Here is a 14,899-nt window from a genome sequence, read left to right as displayed (position 1 = left end):
CTCGGTAGCTCAGTTGGTAGAGCAATGGATTGAAGCTCCATGTGTCGGCGGTTCGATTCCGTCTCGCGCCATATTTTATTTATAACTTGGAAGGGTAGCGAAGAGGCTAAACGCGGCGGACTGTAAATCCGCTCCTTCGGGTTCGGGGGTTCGAATCCCTCCCCTTCCATTACTTTAGTTACGGGCATAGTTTAAAGGTAGAACTAAGGTCTCCAAAACCTTCAGTGTGGGTTCAATTCCTACTGCCCGTGTTAATATGATTATGGCGGGTGTGGTGAAGTGGTTAACACACCAGATTGTGGCTCTGGCATGCGTGGGTTCGATCCCCATCACTCGCCTATTTTATATTATTGGGGTATAGCCAAGCGGTAAGGCAAGGGACTTTGACTCCCTCATGCGTTGGTTCGAATCCAGCTACCCCAGTTACTATTTGCCGGCGTGGCGGAATTGGCAGACGCGCTGGACTCAAAATCCAGTGTCCGCAAGGACGTGCCGGTTCGACCCCGGCCGCCGGTATAGTAATAAAGACAAGGCTTTCGGGCCTTGTTTTTTGTTTGGTAAAGATTTTGATTAAGTACAGATAACTGATGAATCATCTTTTTCTTCTTATTCTAATCATTTTTAGTGTATTTTTGGTATAATATTACTTATTCACAATTTATTTTGATTATGAAAGAGTTTGGTGATTAATGTCTCGGTCTGTTGAATTACTAAAGAAACGTTACTTAAAGAATATAAAAGAGAACCCAAATTTATTTATTGGGATTGAGTTAGAATATCCTATTGTAAATTTAGAGGGTAAGGCTACAGATGGTGAAGTTGTTAAGGATCTCTTTCGGTATTTACCATCAGTACTGGGCTTTACTATCGAAAAAGTGGATGATTTTGGTAATCCAATTCAGTTGCTTGATCCAGTCAGCCAAGATACGATCTTATTTGAGGTTGCTTATACGACGATTGAGTTTGCATTCGGAAAGGCCGAATCTATCCAAGAGGTAGAAGAACGCTTTAACTTCTATATGGCTACGATTCAGAATAAACTGGGTGAAGCTAATCATGCTATTGTTGGCTGCGGCATTCATCCCAACTGGGATAAAAATGAGAATTGTCCAGTGGCTTATCCCCGCTATCAGATGTTGATGGATTATCTGAATTTGAGTAGAAATGTAACTAAATCAGATTTACATCATTTCCCTGAGTATGGTGCCTTTATCTGTGGAAGTCAGGTTCAACTGGACGTTTCAAAGTCCAACTACCTGCGTGTTATCAATGCTTTTACTCAAATTGAAGCTGCAAAAGCTTATTTGTTTGCCAATTCTGAGTTTTCAGGGGCAGATTGGGATACCAAAATTTCGAGAGATATTTTTTGGGAAGAATCCATGCATGGTATCTATCCAGAGAATGTTGGTGTCAATACTAGACTATTTAAAGATGAGGATGATTTTTTTGACTATTTAAATCATTCTGCGATTTTTACTGCGGAGCGTGATGGGCAGACCTATTATTTTTATCCGATTCAGGCTAGGGACTATTTGGCTACACCTGAAATCCAAGCATTTACCCTTAATGGGGATGAGGTGTTAATTCATCCTCAGGAGGAAGATTTCCAAACTCATCGTAGTTACCAGTACCAAGACTTAACGACTCGAGGGACAGTTGAGTTTCGTAGTGTGTGTACTCAGCCGCTTGATAGGACTTTTGCTTCTGCAGCCTTTCATTTGGGCTTGTTGGTTCATTTAGACAAGCTTGAAGCTTACTTGCGAACTGCTCCATTTTTTACCACAGCTGGTCGTGATTATAAGCTTTTAAGACGACAATTTTCTAAGAAAAAACTTACAGATGAAGAAGAAGCTGCGGTTCTCGAGTTTTCTAAAGACTTACTCACCCTTGCTGAGGAGGGGCTGGAGAAAAGAGATAAGCAAGAAATGGTTTATTTAGAGCCTTTGAAGAAAGAATTGGGATTATAATTTCTCTTATAAAGGGAGAATTTTCTGAAAAATCATGATATAATGGAAGAGACTATAGATAAAGGATAGAGATTCATGACATTAGTTTATCAATCAACACGTGATGCCAATAATACAGTAACTGCCAGCCAAGCTATTTTGCAAGGTTTGGCGACGGATGGTGGTCTGTTTACACCACTTACTTATCCAAAGGTGGATTTGGACTTTGAAACATTAAAAGATGCTTCTTACCAAGAAGTGGCCAAATTAGTTTTATCAGCCTTTTTAGATGACTTTACGGCTGAGGAGTTGGACTACTGTATCACCAATGCCTACGATAGCAAGTTTGATACTCCAGCTATTGCGCCATTGGTGAAACTGGATGGGCAATATAACTTGGAACTGTTCCATGGTTCAACGATCGCTTTTAAAGACATGGCCTTGTCTATCTTGCCGTACTTTATGACAACAGCCGCTAAAAAGCATGGTTTGGAGAACAAGATTGTCATTTTGACAGCGACATCTGGTGATACTGGGAAAGCTGCTATGGCGGGGTTTGCCGATGTGCCTGGAACTGAGATTATCGTTTTTTATCCGAAAGATGGTGTTAGCAAGGTACAAGAGTTGCAAATGACTACTCAGACTGGCGACAATACTCATGTTATCGCTATTGATGGAAACTTTGATGATGCACAAACAAACGTGAAGCACATGTTCAACGATGTGGAACTTCGTGAAAAATTGGCAGCGAACAAGTTGCAATTTTCATCAGCTAACTCTATGAACATTGGTCGTTTGGTACCACAGATTGTTTATTATGTTTATGCCTACGCTCAGTTGGTCAAGTCTGGTGAGATTGTGGCTGGTGAAAAGGTCAATTTCACAGTACCAACAGGAAACTTTGGAAATATTTTGGCTGCCTTTTATGCTAAACAAATCGGTCTTCCAGTTGGTAAATTAGTCTGTGCTTCAAATGACAACAATGTCTTGACAGACTTCTTCAAAACACGTGTTTACGATAAGAAACGTGAGTTTAAGGTAACGACTAGCCCATCTATGGATATCTTAGTATCTTCAAATTTGGAGCGTTTGATTTTCCATCTTTTGGGGAATAATGCGGTTAAGACTGCTGAACTCATGAATGCCTTGAGTACACAAGGACAATATGAATTGACAGACTTTGATGCAGCGATTCTGGAACTCTTTGCAGCTGAATATGCGACTGAGGAAGAAACAGCAGCAGAAATTAAACGTGTTTATGATACAGATGCCTACATCGAGGATCCACATACGGCGGTTGCCTCAGCTGTTTATAGAAAATACCAAGCGGCTACTGGCGATGCGACTAAGACAGTGATTGCTTCAACAGCTAGTCCATACAAGTTCCCAGTGGTTGCCGTAGAAGCGGTAACAGGAAAAGCAGGCTTAACTGACTTTGAAGCCTTGGCTCAATTACATGACATTTCAGGAGTGGCAGTGCCACCAGCGGTTGATGGCCTTGAAACAGCTCCGGTTCGTCATAAAACAACAGTGGCAGCTGCTGACATGCAAGCAGCGGTGGAGGCTTATCTAGGACTTTAAGACAGAGGGAGTAAACTCGGTTGGGAAACCAACTGAGTTTCTTTTCATCAGGAGGAGAGATTGTTTAAGAAAAATAAAGACATTCTTAATATTGCATTGCCAGCTATGGGTGAAAACTTTTTGCAGATGCTCATGGGAATGGTGGACAGTTACTTGGTCGCTCACTTGGGCTTAATCGCCATTTCAGGTGTTTCAGTGGCTGGCAATATTATCACCATTTACCAGGCGATTTTTATCGCTCTGGGAGCTGCTATCTCCAGTGTTATTTCAAAAAGTTTGGGGCAGAAAGATCAGTCCAAGTTGGCTTATCACGTGACAGAGGCTCTCAAGATAACCCTATTGCTGAGTGCACTTTTAGGCGCCTTATCGCTCTTTGCTGGGCAAGAGATGATAGGACTCTTGGGAACTGAGCAGGAGGTGGCCGAGAGTGGTGGGCTCTACCTATCTTTGGTAGGCGGATCGATTGTTCTCTTGGGCTTGATGACCAGTCTAGGTGCCTTGATTCGTGCAACACATAATCCGCGTCTACCCCTCTATGTTAGTCTGTTATCCAATGCCTTAAATATTCTTTTTTCAAGTCTGGCTATTTTTGTCCTTGATATGGGCATAGCGGGTGTTGCTTGGGGGACCATCTTGTCTCGCTTGGTCGGTTTTGTGATTTTGTGGTCGCAATTAAAGCTGCCTTTTGAGAAACCGACTTTTGGTTTAGATAAGGAACTATTGACCTTGGCTTTGCCAGCGGCAGGGGAACGTCTCATGATGCGGGCTGGAGACGTCGTCATCATTGCCTTGGTTGTTTCTTTTGGGACGGAGGCAGTAGCAGGGAATGCAGTCGGAGAAGTCTTGACCCAGTTTAACTATATGCCTGCCTTTGGCGTGGCTACGGCGACGGTCATGCAGGTAGCTCGAGCAGTTGGAGAGGATAACTGGGAAAGAGTAGCTAGTTTGAGCAAACAAACCTTTTGGCTTTCTCTGCTTCTCATGTTGCCCTTAACTTTCAGTATCTATGTCTTAGGGACACCACTGACTCATCTCTATACGACGGACCCTGTAGCAGTCGAGGCGAGTGTTTTGGTGGCACTGTTCTCTCTACTAGGTACTCCCATGGCGACAGGAACAGTCATCTATACTGCAGTTTGGCAGGGTTTGGGGAATGCTCGCCTTCCCTTTTATGCAACAAGCATAGGAATGTGGTGTATCCGCATTGGAACAGGATATCTGATGGGGATTGTTCTTGGTTGGGGCTTGCCTGGTATTTGGGCTGGAACCCTTTTGGATAATGGTTTTCGCTGGCTATTTCTACGTTACCGTTACCAACGTTATATGATGTTGAAAGGATAGGAGATGCAAAAAATAGCCTTTATTTGGGATTTGGACGGGACTTTATTGGACTCTTACGAAGCGATTTTGTCAGGGATTGAGGAGACCTTTGATCAGTTTTCTATTCCTTATGATAAGGAAAAAGTGAGAGAGTTTATCCTCAGGTACTCTGTGCAGGACTTGCTGGAGAAGGTGGCAGAAGAGAGAAATCTGGATGCGGAAGTACTCAATCAGGTGCGTGCCCAAAGTCTGGCTGAGAAAAATGCCCAGGTAGTTTTGATGCCAGGTGCGCGTGAAGTGCTATCTTGGGCAGACCAAGCAGGGATTCAGCAGTTTGTCTATACTCATAAGGGGGACAATACTTTTGCCATTCTCAGAGACTTGGGGTTGGAATCCTATTTCAAAGAGATTTTAACCAGTCAGAGTGGCTTTGCGCGCAAGCCCAGTCCAGAAGCGGCGACCTATCTGCTAGACAAGTATGAGTTGGATTCTGAGAACACCTACTATATAGGAGACCGGACTTTGGATGTGGAATTTGCCCAGAATAGTGGCCTTCAAAGCATCAACTTTTTAGAGTCTTCTTATGAAGGGAATCACAGGATTCAAGAGTTAGCAGATATTCCTCATATTTCTGAGGATTGGGGGCGAGAAGATTGTGTCAGTTTTGTGACAGAAACCTAACAAACTATTTCAAGTAATCGAGTTTGTTACAAGGAATAGACAGTTCTGTTAAATAGGCCCGAGAGGGCTTTTTTTCTGCTTTTTTTGTGTTATGATAGACAGGTACTCATTTGAAAGGAATATGAACGAATGAAGAAAAGAATTATTTTAGCCTCAACAGTAGCCTTGTCTCTTGCTCCCGCATTAGGAGCTAAAGCTCAAGAAATCTCTTGGACAGCACGTAGCGTTGAGCAAATCCAAAATGACGTGACGAAAAACGAAAACAAAAACAGCTATACAGTTCAGTATGGTGATACCCTGAGCACGATTGCAGAAGCTTTGGGAGTAGATGTGACGGTCCTTGCTAATTTGAATAAAATTACCAATATGGACTTGATTTTCCCAGATACTGTCCTCACTACAACTGTCAATGAGGAAGAAGAGGTAACGGAAGTTGAAATCCAAGCTCCTCAAGCAGATGCTAGTGAAGAAGTGACGACTGCGAAAGCTGATTTGACGACGAATCAAGTGACAGTCGATGAACAAACAGTTCAAGTAGAAGACCTTTCTCAACCAATTGAGGAAGCTCCAACTGCAACAGAGACTGAAAAACCAGCAGAAGTAGCGCCAAGTTCAGAAGTTTCTGAGACAGCGACAGTTGCTGAAGAGACACCATCTACAGAAACATCTGTAGCTGAAGAAACAGCTGAAACGACTTCAGCGGAAGCACCAGTAGCAGAAACAACTCGCCCAGTTGAAGAAGAAGCTCCTCAAGCAGCGACTCCAGCTACCGAAGAAACGGCAGCAACAACTCCAGCAGAAGCCCCAGTAGCAGCTGCTCCAGCAACTGAAACGCCTGCTGATACAAGAGGAACAAGTGCAACAGAAGAAACAGCAGCATCAACAGCAACTTCTGACACTGCAACTTCGACTTATCAAGCAGAGCAAAGCCAAACTCCTTCAAGAACTTATTCAGCTCCAGCGGCTCCTGACTATGCAGGACTTGCTGTAGCTAAGTCTGAGAATGCTGGTCTTCAACCACAAACTGCAGCCTTTAAAGAAGAAATTGCCAACTTGTTTGGGATTACATCCTTTAGTGGCTACCGTCCTGGTGACAGTGGGGACCATGGTAAAGGTTTGGCCATCGACTTCATGGTTCCAGTGAGTTCAGCACTCGGGGATCAAATTGCAGAATATGCAGTCAAAAATATGGCTAGCCGTGGTATCAACTATATCATCTGGAAGCAACGTTTCTACGCTCCATACGATAGTAAATATGGACCAGCCTACACGTGGAATCCAATGCCGGATCGTGGTAGTGTGACCGAAAACCACTATGACCACGTTCACGTTTCAATGAACTAATCATTAAAATGGAAGTTGGGAACTGATTGAGTTCCCTCTTCTTTTTTGCATGTCATTCCTTCAGGATAAACAAGAAGATTATTCTGAAGCAAGGTGGGCCTGCTATTTTGACTCTGCTGAGTATGTTACTTTTGAAATAAGAAAACCAGCGTCCTGAACGACGCTGGTTTTTGTATGCTCTTATCCATTTCGACGTTTACGGGCTAGTAGGGCTCTATAAAAGAAGATATGATTGTTCTGGATATAGGGAAGGATTGAAAAGCTAGCAATTCCAAAGGTGATCCAGTTGAGGAAGTACCAAGGGAGTAGTTGTAGATCGAGAACAAAGCGTTGAAATTTGTAACCCTTCATCAAGAAACGGCTGGTTTTCAGGATTTGACGGGGTTTAGCCTGTCCTAAATCCAGAGTGTCGCAGAGGAGGAATTCTACCTGCGAGTAGGCATAATGTTGTGGAACGTAGAGGATGTTCCCTACAATCATCAAGATGAGACTCGCGAAAAAGTAGAGCCCAAAGGTCAGAAGGAACTGCTCTGTTTCAACGGATGAGAGGTCTAATTTTGGAAATTCAGGATGTAGGGCAACAAATCTACGAGCCAAGAGATTGCTATAAAAGAGGAAATAAACGCCTACTAAGTTTGGGATACTCCATAAAAAAAGGTAGAAACGTTTGAGGAGTAGGGTGAGGAAGGTCTGCGAGAAGCGCTCTTCAGCAAAGAGGGCCAGGCTTGATTTTACTGAGAGTTCCGTATCAGGATCCTTGAGGAGTCTGAGTGTCGCAAAGGCAGCACCTGCTAGAAAAATAGCGCTCACAAAAGAAACCACTAGCGGGAAGAGATAGGCTTGGAGCACTTGTGCCAGCATGCTGAAAAAGGATTGCTCTAAAACACTTTCTTGGAGACGAGCCAAGGGGTTGAGAAAGCCTGATAAGATGACCAGCATACTAGGAAGGAGATAGACCAGAAAGAGGCGGGGATTTTCAGCCTGAAATTGCCTCGTCTGCAGACGAATAGTTTTTAAATCAATTTTTGGGTATTTCATTCTCTCATTATACCATAGTTCGTGACAGTTCCTGGTTTTTTTGATAAAATCATACAGTATGCCTTTGGGCACAAAGTATGAACTGGGACTGTATTTCCCAGCTTCGGAGGTAGAAAATGTCAGATTCACCAATCAAATACCGTTTGATTAAGAAAGAAAAACACACAGGAGCTCGTCTGGGAGAAATCATCACTCCACACGGTACCTTTCCAACGCCTATGTTTATGCCAGTTGGGACCCAAGCTACGGTCAAGACTCAGTCACCAGAGGAGTTGAAGGAAATGGGTTCAGGGATTATCTTGTCAAACACCTATCACTTGTGGCTTCGTCCTGGAGATGAACTCATCGCTCGCGCAGGTGGTCTCCACAAATTTATGAACTGGGACCAACCAATTTTGACAGATAGTGGTGGTTTCCAGGTCTATTCCCTAGCTGATAGCCGAAATATCACCGAAGAAGGAGTAACCTTTAAAAACCATCTCAATGGCTCCAAGATGTTCCTATCACCAGAGAAAGCCATCTCTATTCAGAACAATCTAGGCTCCGACATCATGATGTCTTTTGATGAATGTCCTCAGTTTTACCAACCCTATGACTACGTTAAGAAATCCATCGAGCGTACTAGCCGTTGGGCTGAGCGTGGTTTGAAGGCTCACCGTCGTCCACAGGATCAAGGTTTGTTTGGAATTGTACAGGGGGCAGGATTTGAAGACCTTCGCCGTCAGTCAGCTCACGACCTTGTTAGCATGGACTTCCCTGGCTACTCTATCGGTGGTTTGGCAGTAGGAGAAACGCACGAAGAAATGAATGCAGTCTTGGACTTCACAACCCAACTCCTTCCTGAAAACAAACCTCGCTATTTGATGGGTGTGGGAGCGCCAGATAGCTTGATTGATGGAGTCATTCGTGGTGTAGATATGTTTGACTGTGTCTTGCCAACTCGTATCGCTCGTAATGGGACTTGTATGACCAGCCAAGGTCGTTTGGTTGTCAAAAATGCCCAGTTTGCTGAAGACTTTACGCCACTGGATCCTGAGTGTGATTGCTACACATGTAAGAACTATACACGCGCCTACCTTCGTCACCTGCTCAAGGCTGATGAAACCTTCGGTATCCGCTTGACTAGCTACCACAATCTCTACTTCTTACTCAATCTGATGAAGCAGGTCCGCCAAGCCATCATGGATGACAATCTCTTGGAATTCCGTGAGTATTTTGTAGAAAAATATGGCTACAACAAGTCAGGGCGCAATTTCTAAAGTGTAAAAATAGAATGCCAAAATCCTAAGTTTTCTCTTAGGATTTTTCCTGTTTTTTTGATAGAATAGGGAGTATAATGGAATGGAAATTAGGTGGTATTTTACTTCCTAATTTAATGGAGAATAGACTCGTATGCGTATTAAATGGTTTTCCTTAATTAGGATTACAGGTTTACTTTTGGTGCTTTTGTACCACTTCTTTCAAACTATCTTTCCTGGAGGATTCTTTGGGGTAGATGTCTTTTTCACTTTTTCAGGATTTTTGATCACCTCCCTCCTTTTAGAAGAATTTGGGAAGGCACGCCAGATTGATTTGCTGGGCTTTTTTAAGAGACGGTTTTACCGCATCGTGCCACCTGTGGTGCTGATGGTTTTGGTGACCATGCCTTTTACTTTCTTGGTTCGTCAAGACTATGTTGCTGGAATTGGTGGCCAGATAGCTGGAGTTCTCGGTTTTATGACCAACTTCTACGAAATGTTAACAGGGGGAAGTTACGAATCCCAGTTCATTCCGCATCTCTTTGTTCACAACTGGAGTCTAGCTGTTGAGGTTCACTACTATATCCTTTGGGGATTGGCAGTTTGGTTCTTATCGAAACGTTCAAAATCTAGTAGTCAATTGAGAGGGATGGTCTTTCTCCTTTCTGCGGGAGCCTTTATCATTAGCTTTTTCTCCATGTTTATTGGTAGTCTAATGGCTAGTTCCTATTCATCTGTCTACTTTTCAAGTTTAACCCATGTCTATCCCTTCTTTTTAGGAAGCATTTTGGCGACAGTTGTGGGGGTTCGTCAGACGAGCGATTTAGTCAAGCAGTTTGACCGGATGTGGGACCTTCGTCAAAATCTACTGGTATTTGCTGCGGGGCTTTTGGTATTGTTGCTTCTGACTTTCTTTGTCAAATTTACCTACCTGTTTGCGTACTTATTTGGCTTCTTGCTAGCAAGTTTAGCGGCAGTGACCATGATTTTTGCTGCGCGTGTCTTGCATGAGAAAACGCCTGAGATACAAGAACCTCGGATCATTACATTTTTAGCGGATACCAGCTACGCGGTTTATCTCTTCCACTGGCCTTTTTATATTATCTTTTCTCAGTTGATGAGTAATTTGCCTGCTGTTATTCTGACAATCATCTTTTCTTATTTCTTTGCTATCCTATCCTTCTATATCATTGAGCCGTTGATTGCTGGTAAATCCAATCCTTTAATACGGAAGATTAGTCGATTGCCTCATATTAAACCAATTAGTGGTGCTGGTGCTAGCATTCTTACCCTGATTGCCTTGATTATCATAGCTGTGGCTCCTCAAGTTGGAGCTTTTGAGACAGACTTGATGGTCAATGGTTTCAAACAAGCCCAGACTAATATAGGACAAACAAAGACTCTTGCTGAACAAGCTGAACTGAGTCGTCTAGGAATTTCTGAGGGAACAAGCCTAATAGGAGATTCGGTAGCCTTGCGTGCCAATACAGCCTTACAAGAGGCACTTCCTGAAGCAAATATCAATGCCCAGGTTAGTCGAACGACCAAGCAAGCCAACGATATTATGCTCAATAACAGTCAGAACAAGGCGCTGCTAAAAACAGTTGTTATTGCAACGGGAGTCAACAATCCTGAAGGCTATAAGAATGACTTGGACAGCATCGTGAACAATCTACCGAAAGGACACCATCTGATACTGGTGACACCTTATGAGGGAGATAAGAGTAAGGACACTTACACATCAGTGGAGCAGTATGCGACTTATGCGCGGGAATTAGCTGAAAAGAATCCTTACGTGAGCATCGCTGACTGGAATAAGGTTGCTAAGGAACACCCTGAAATCTGGGCTGGAACCGACCAAGTTCACTTTGGGAATGATAGCAACATGATTGAAGAAGGTGCTAAACTTTACGCAGAAACGATTGCAGCTGCTGTTAAGGCTGCTCAAGAACTGCCTGTGAAATCAAAATAAAATCAAAGAGTTGGAGAAATCCAGCTCTTTTAAAATATCTCTAGAAAATAGGTCTATACCATTTACAAATGAAAAAGAAAGGTTTATAATGTAATTGACATAATAAATTCTAGAAACAATCTATCAAGGAGGTTATCATTATGCCTAATTACGTTAAAGCGGATCAGTTTTTCTATCCACACGGAGTTCGTCGAGGTGGTTACTTGGAACTTGTGGACGGCAAGTTTGGGAAACATGTAGAGCAGATTCCTGAAGGGGCTGAGGTGATTGACTATACAGGTTATAGCATTGCCCCAGGTCTTGTGGATACTCATATTCATGGATATGCAGGTGTAGATGTGATGGACAACAACATTGAAGGTACATTGCATACTATGAGTGAAGGACTTCTTAGTACCGGTGTTACCAGTTTCTTACCCACAACTTTAACAGCCACTTATGAGCAATTGCTTGCAGTCACTGAAAATCTTGGAAACCATTATAAAGAAGCAACAGGTGCTAAGATTCGTGGGATTTATTATGAAGGTCCATATTTCACAGAAACTTTTAAGGGGGCACAAAATCCAACTTATATGAGAGACCCGGGTGTTGAGGAGTTTCATTCTTGGCAAAAAGCGGCAAATGGCTTGCTTAATAAAATTGCCCTTGCACCAGAACGTGATGGGGTGGAAGACTTTGTTCGTACAGTTACGGGCGAAGGTGTGACGGTTGCTCTTGGACATTCAAACGCGACTTTTGATGAAGCCAAAAAAGCAGTCGATGCTGGAGCGAGTGTTTGGGTGCATGCCTACAATGGAATGCGTGGGTTGACTCACCGTGAATTGGGTATGGTTGGAGCCATGTACCAATTGCCACATACCTATGCAGAGTTGATCTGTGATGGTCACCACGTAGATCCAAAGGCTTGCGAAATTCTTATCAAACAAAAAGGAACAGAAAATATTGCTCTTATCACAGACTGTATGACAGCTGGGGGATTGGAAGACGGAGATTATATGTTGGGAGAATTCCCAGTTGTCGTTGCAAATGGAACTGCACGCCTCAAATCGACAGGTAACTTGGCAGGTTCTATCCTCAAACTCAAAGATGGTTTGAAGAATGTGGTCGAATGGGGAATTGCGAATCCGCATGAAGCAGTCATGATGGCCAGCTTCAACCCAGCTAAATCCGTTCACATCGATGACGTCTGTGGCCAAATCCGTGAAGGCTACGACGCTGACTTCATCGTATTAGATAAAGATTTGGAATTGGTAGCAACCTACCTAGATGGCGTAAAACGTTATCAAGCATAAGATGATAAAATAGGAGTCGGCAAAGGACTCCTATTTTTATGATAGTCTCAAAATAGGTTTTAATAAGTTTCTCTGATAGGGCACTTAAGCAAAATTCTTTCCTTGTTTTGAAAAAATCGTTATAATATACGGTACAAAGGAAGTAGTGAAAATGTATCGTGTTATAGAAATGTATGGGGACTTTGAGCCTTGGTGGTTCATGGAAGGTTGGGAAGAAGATGTCATCATGAGTCAACGGTTTGACAAGTACTATGATGCTCTAAAATATTATAAATCATGCTGGTTTGAGCTGGAAAAGAAGAATCCTCTTTATAAGAGTCGGAGTGATTTGATGACTATTTTTTGGGATCCTGCTGATAAACGCTGGTGTGATGAGTGTGATGAGTATTTGCAACAATATCACTCCCTCCTCCTTCTCGAAGACGAAGGCATCATACCCGATGAAAAACTACGCCCAGGTTATGAAAAACAAACAGGTCAAGAAAAGCACCGTTCTTGCCGCATAAAATTGAGATAAAAAAGCAACTTTTAAAAGTTGTTTTTTTATTTTTTTTGCGAATAGTCTAGATAAGGAGGGAGCTATGGTACAAGAAATTGCACAGAAAATGATTGCTACTGCGAAAGAAAAGAAGGCTCAGGATATCTATTTTATCCCCAAGGAAAAGTCCTACGAACTTCACATGCGGGTTGGAGATGAACGGTGTCTAGTTGACTCCTATGAGTTTGATATTTTAGCTGCAGTGATTAGTCATTTCAAGTTTGTGGCGGGTATGAATGTAGGGGAGAAGAGACGTAGTCAGCTGGGATCTTGCGACTATCAGCATGGGGAGAAGGTGTCTTCTCTGCGTTTGTCCACCGTAGGAGATTATCGGGGACATGAGAGTTTGGTTATTCGTTTGTTGCACGATGAGGAAAGAGAGTTGCGATTTTGGTTTCAGGATCTAGCAGAATTAGGGGAACAACACAGGCAAAGGGGCCTCTACCTTTTTGCAGGTCCAGTTGGAAGTGGCAAGACGACCTTGATGCACGAATTGGCCAAGTCACTTTTTAAGGGGCAGCAGGTCATGTCCATCGAAGATCCTGTCGAAATCAAGCAGGACGACATGCTCCAGTTGCAGTTGAATGAGGCGATTGGATTGACCTATGAAAATCTGATCAAACTGTCTCTCCGGCATCGTCCGGACCTCTTGATTATTGGTGAAATTCGGGATAGCGAGACGGCGCGTGCAGTGGTCAGAGCCAGTTTGACAGGTGCGACAGTCTTTTCAACCATTCATGCCAAGAGTATCCGAGGAGTTTATGAACGCCTTCTGGAGTTGGGTGTGACGGAGGAGGAACTAGCAGTTGTCCTGCAAGGAGTCTGCTACCAGAGATTAATCGGGGGAGGAGGAATCGTTGACTTTGCAAACAAAGACTATCAAGAACACCAGCCAACTAGCTGGAATGAGCAGATTGATCAGCTTCTTAAAGATGGACATATCACAAGTCTTCAGGCTGAAACGGAAAAAATTAGCTACAGCTAAGCAGAAGAAAATCATCACCCTGTTTAACAACCTCTTTTCCAGTGGCTTTCATTTGGTGGAAATTATTTCTTTTTTGGGCAGAAGTGCCCTGCTGGAAAAGGACTATGTGGCCCAGATGCACCAAGGCTTGTCTCAGGGGAAATCCTTCTCAGAAATGATGAACAGCTTGGGTTTTTCGAGTGCCATCGTGACCCAATTATCCCTAGCTGAAGTTCATGGAAATCTCCATCTGAGTCTGGGGAAGATAGAAGAATATCTGGATAATTTGTCCAAGGTCAAGAAAAAATTAATCGAAGTGGCGACCTATCCCCTGATTTTGCTGGGATTTCTCCTGCTAATCATGCTGGGATTGAGAAACTATCTACTCCCCCAACTGGACAGTAGCAATATCGCCACCCAAATCATTGGCAATCTGCCACAAATATTTCTGGGACTAGTGCTGGTTTGCGCTCTATCTGTACTTTTAGCCCTCACTTTCTACAAAAGAAGTTCCAAGATGCGGGTCTTCTCAATGTTAGCACGGATTCCCTTTCTGGGAATCTTTGTCCAGACCTATCTGACAGCCTATTATGCGCGTGAATGGGGCAATATGATTTCGCAGGGAATGGAGCTGACGCAGATTTTTCAGATCATGCAGGAACAAGGCTCCCAGCTCTTTAAAGAAATCGGTCAAGATCTGGCTCAAGCCCTGCAAAATGGCCACGAATTTTCTCAAACCATAGCGACCTATCCTTTCTTTAAAAAGGAGTTGAGTCTCATCATCGAGTATGGAGAAGTCAAGTCCAAGCTGGGGAGTGAGTTGGAAATCTATGCTGAAAAAACTTGGGAAGTCTTTTTTACCCGAGTTAATCGTACCATGAATCTGGTACAGCCACTGGTTTTTATCTTTGTGGCCCTGATTATCGTTTTACTTTATGCGGCAATGCTTATGCCCATGTATCAAAATATGGAGGTAAATTTTTAA

Annotated in this window: 12 protein-coding genes and 6 tRNA genes; 17 read left to right on the top strand and 1 reads right to left on the bottom strand. The window is 43.2% G+C overall.

What is annotated here, in order from left to right; translation table 11 throughout:
• Positions 1-2 precede the first annotated feature (2 nt).
• The 11 genes from ACIY19_RS08580 to ACIY19_RS08530 all read left to right on the top strand — a co-directional run bounded on the left by ACIY19_RS08580 (position 3) and on the right by ACIY19_RS08530 (position 6,872).
• Positions 3-71 (top strand) — tRNA-Phe (locus ACIY19_RS08580).
• Positions 72-88: 17 nt separating this feature from the next.
• Positions 89-169, top strand: a tRNA-Tyr gene (locus ACIY19_RS08575).
• An 11-nt stretch (positions 170-180) separates the two neighbouring features.
• Positions 181-251, top strand: a tRNA-Trp gene (locus ACIY19_RS08570).
• Between the two features lie 14 nt (positions 252-265).
• A tRNA-His gene (locus ACIY19_RS08565) sits at positions 266-338 on the top strand.
• Positions 339-351: 13 nt separating this feature from the next.
• Positions 352-423, top strand: a tRNA-Gln gene (locus ACIY19_RS08560).
• Between the two features lie 9 nt (positions 424-432).
• Positions 433-516: transfer RNA gene (locus ACIY19_RS08555), tRNA-Leu, on the top strand.
• A gap of 173 nt (positions 517-689) precedes the next feature.
• Positions 690-1,967: a gamma-glutamylcysteine synthetase gene (locus ACIY19_RS08550; protein WP_409003194.1), complete on the top strand. Its 1,278-nt coding sequence runs from the start codon at positions 690-692 to the stop codon at positions 1,965-1,967.
• Positions 1,968-2,042: 75 nt separating this feature from the next.
• Entirely contained in the window at positions 2,043-3,527 is a 1,485-nt protein-coding gene (thrC, locus tag ACIY19_RS08545) for a threonine synthase (RefSeq protein WP_409003193.1), read from the top strand.
• 60 nt (positions 3,528-3,587) lie between these two features.
• Positions 3,588-4,868 carry an MATE family efflux transporter gene (locus ACIY19_RS08540; protein WP_409003192.1) on the top strand — a complete coding sequence of 427 codons (1,281 nt, stop codon included), beginning with the start codon at positions 3,588-3,590 and terminating at the stop codon, positions 4,866-4,868.
• A gap of 3 nt (positions 4,869-4,871) precedes the next feature.
• Positions 4,872-5,528, top strand: coding sequence for an HAD family hydrolase (locus ACIY19_RS08535; protein WP_409003191.1), 657 nt, complete (start codon positions 4,872-4,874; stop codon positions 5,526-5,528).
• Positions 5,529-5,657: 129 nt separating this feature from the next.
• Positions 5,658-6,872, top strand: coding sequence for a LysM peptidoglycan-binding domain-containing protein (locus ACIY19_RS08530; protein WP_409003190.1), 1,215 nt, complete (start codon positions 5,658-5,660; stop codon positions 6,870-6,872).
• Between the two features lie 180 nt (positions 6,873-7,052).
• Here the strand turns inward: ACIY19_RS08530 and ACIY19_RS08525 are convergent, their stop codons facing one another.
• The gene (locus tag ACIY19_RS08525; RefSeq protein WP_409003189.1) at positions 7,053-7,910 is read right to left on the bottom strand and encodes a DUF975 family protein; all 858 of its coding nucleotides are present in this window, start codon (positions 7,908-7,910) and stop codon (positions 7,053-7,055) included.
• Between the two features lie 116 nt (positions 7,911-8,026).
• Between ACIY19_RS08525 and tgt the strand changes: the two genes are divergently transcribed.
• The 6 genes from tgt (at position 8,027) to comGB (ending at position 14,899) form a co-directional block, all read left to right on the top strand.
• Positions 8,027-9,169 carry a tRNA guanosine(34) transglycosylase Tgt gene (gene tgt / locus ACIY19_RS08520; RefSeq protein WP_001285249.1) on the top strand — a complete coding sequence of 381 codons (1,143 nt, stop codon included), beginning with the start codon at positions 8,027-8,029 and terminating at the stop codon, positions 9,167-9,169.
• Positions 9,170-9,302: 133 nt separating this feature from the next.
• On the top strand, positions 9,303-11,120 hold the full coding sequence (locus ACIY19_RS08515; protein ID WP_320692077.1) for an acyltransferase family protein: 1,818 nt from the start codon (positions 9,303-9,305) through the stop codon (positions 11,118-11,120).
• Between the two features lie 140 nt (positions 11,121-11,260).
• On the top strand, positions 11,261-12,412 hold the full coding sequence (gene nagA / locus ACIY19_RS08510; protein WP_050261995.1) for an N-acetylglucosamine-6-phosphate deacetylase: 1,152 nt from the start codon (positions 11,261-11,263) through the stop codon (positions 12,410-12,412).
• 151 nt (positions 12,413-12,563) lie between these two features.
• Positions 12,564-12,929, top strand: coding sequence for a DUF1033 family protein (locus ACIY19_RS08505; RefSeq protein ID WP_409003188.1), 366 nt, complete (start codon positions 12,564-12,566; stop codon positions 12,927-12,929).
• A gap of 64 nt (positions 12,930-12,993) precedes the next feature.
• Positions 12,994-13,935 carry a competence type IV pilus ATPase ComGA gene (gene comGA / locus ACIY19_RS08500; RefSeq protein WP_409003187.1) on the top strand — a complete coding sequence of 314 codons (942 nt, stop codon included), beginning with the start codon at positions 12,994-12,996 and terminating at the stop codon, positions 13,933-13,935.
• On the top strand, positions 13,883-14,899 hold the full coding sequence (gene comGB / locus ACIY19_RS08495; protein WP_409003195.1) for a competence type IV pilus assembly protein ComGB: 1,017 nt from the start codon (positions 13,883-13,885) through the stop codon (positions 14,897-14,899). Before comGA ends, comGB begins: the two co-directional genes overlap by 53 nt.

It is taken from the genome of Streptococcus sp. ST14 (assembly GCF_046098195.1).
Classification (GTDB): Bacteria; Bacillota; Bacilli; order Lactobacillales; family Streptococcaceae; genus Streptococcus.
The sequence above is the reverse complement of the archived record's forward strand: the minus strand, read 5'-3'. Positions and strand labels throughout refer to the sequence as shown.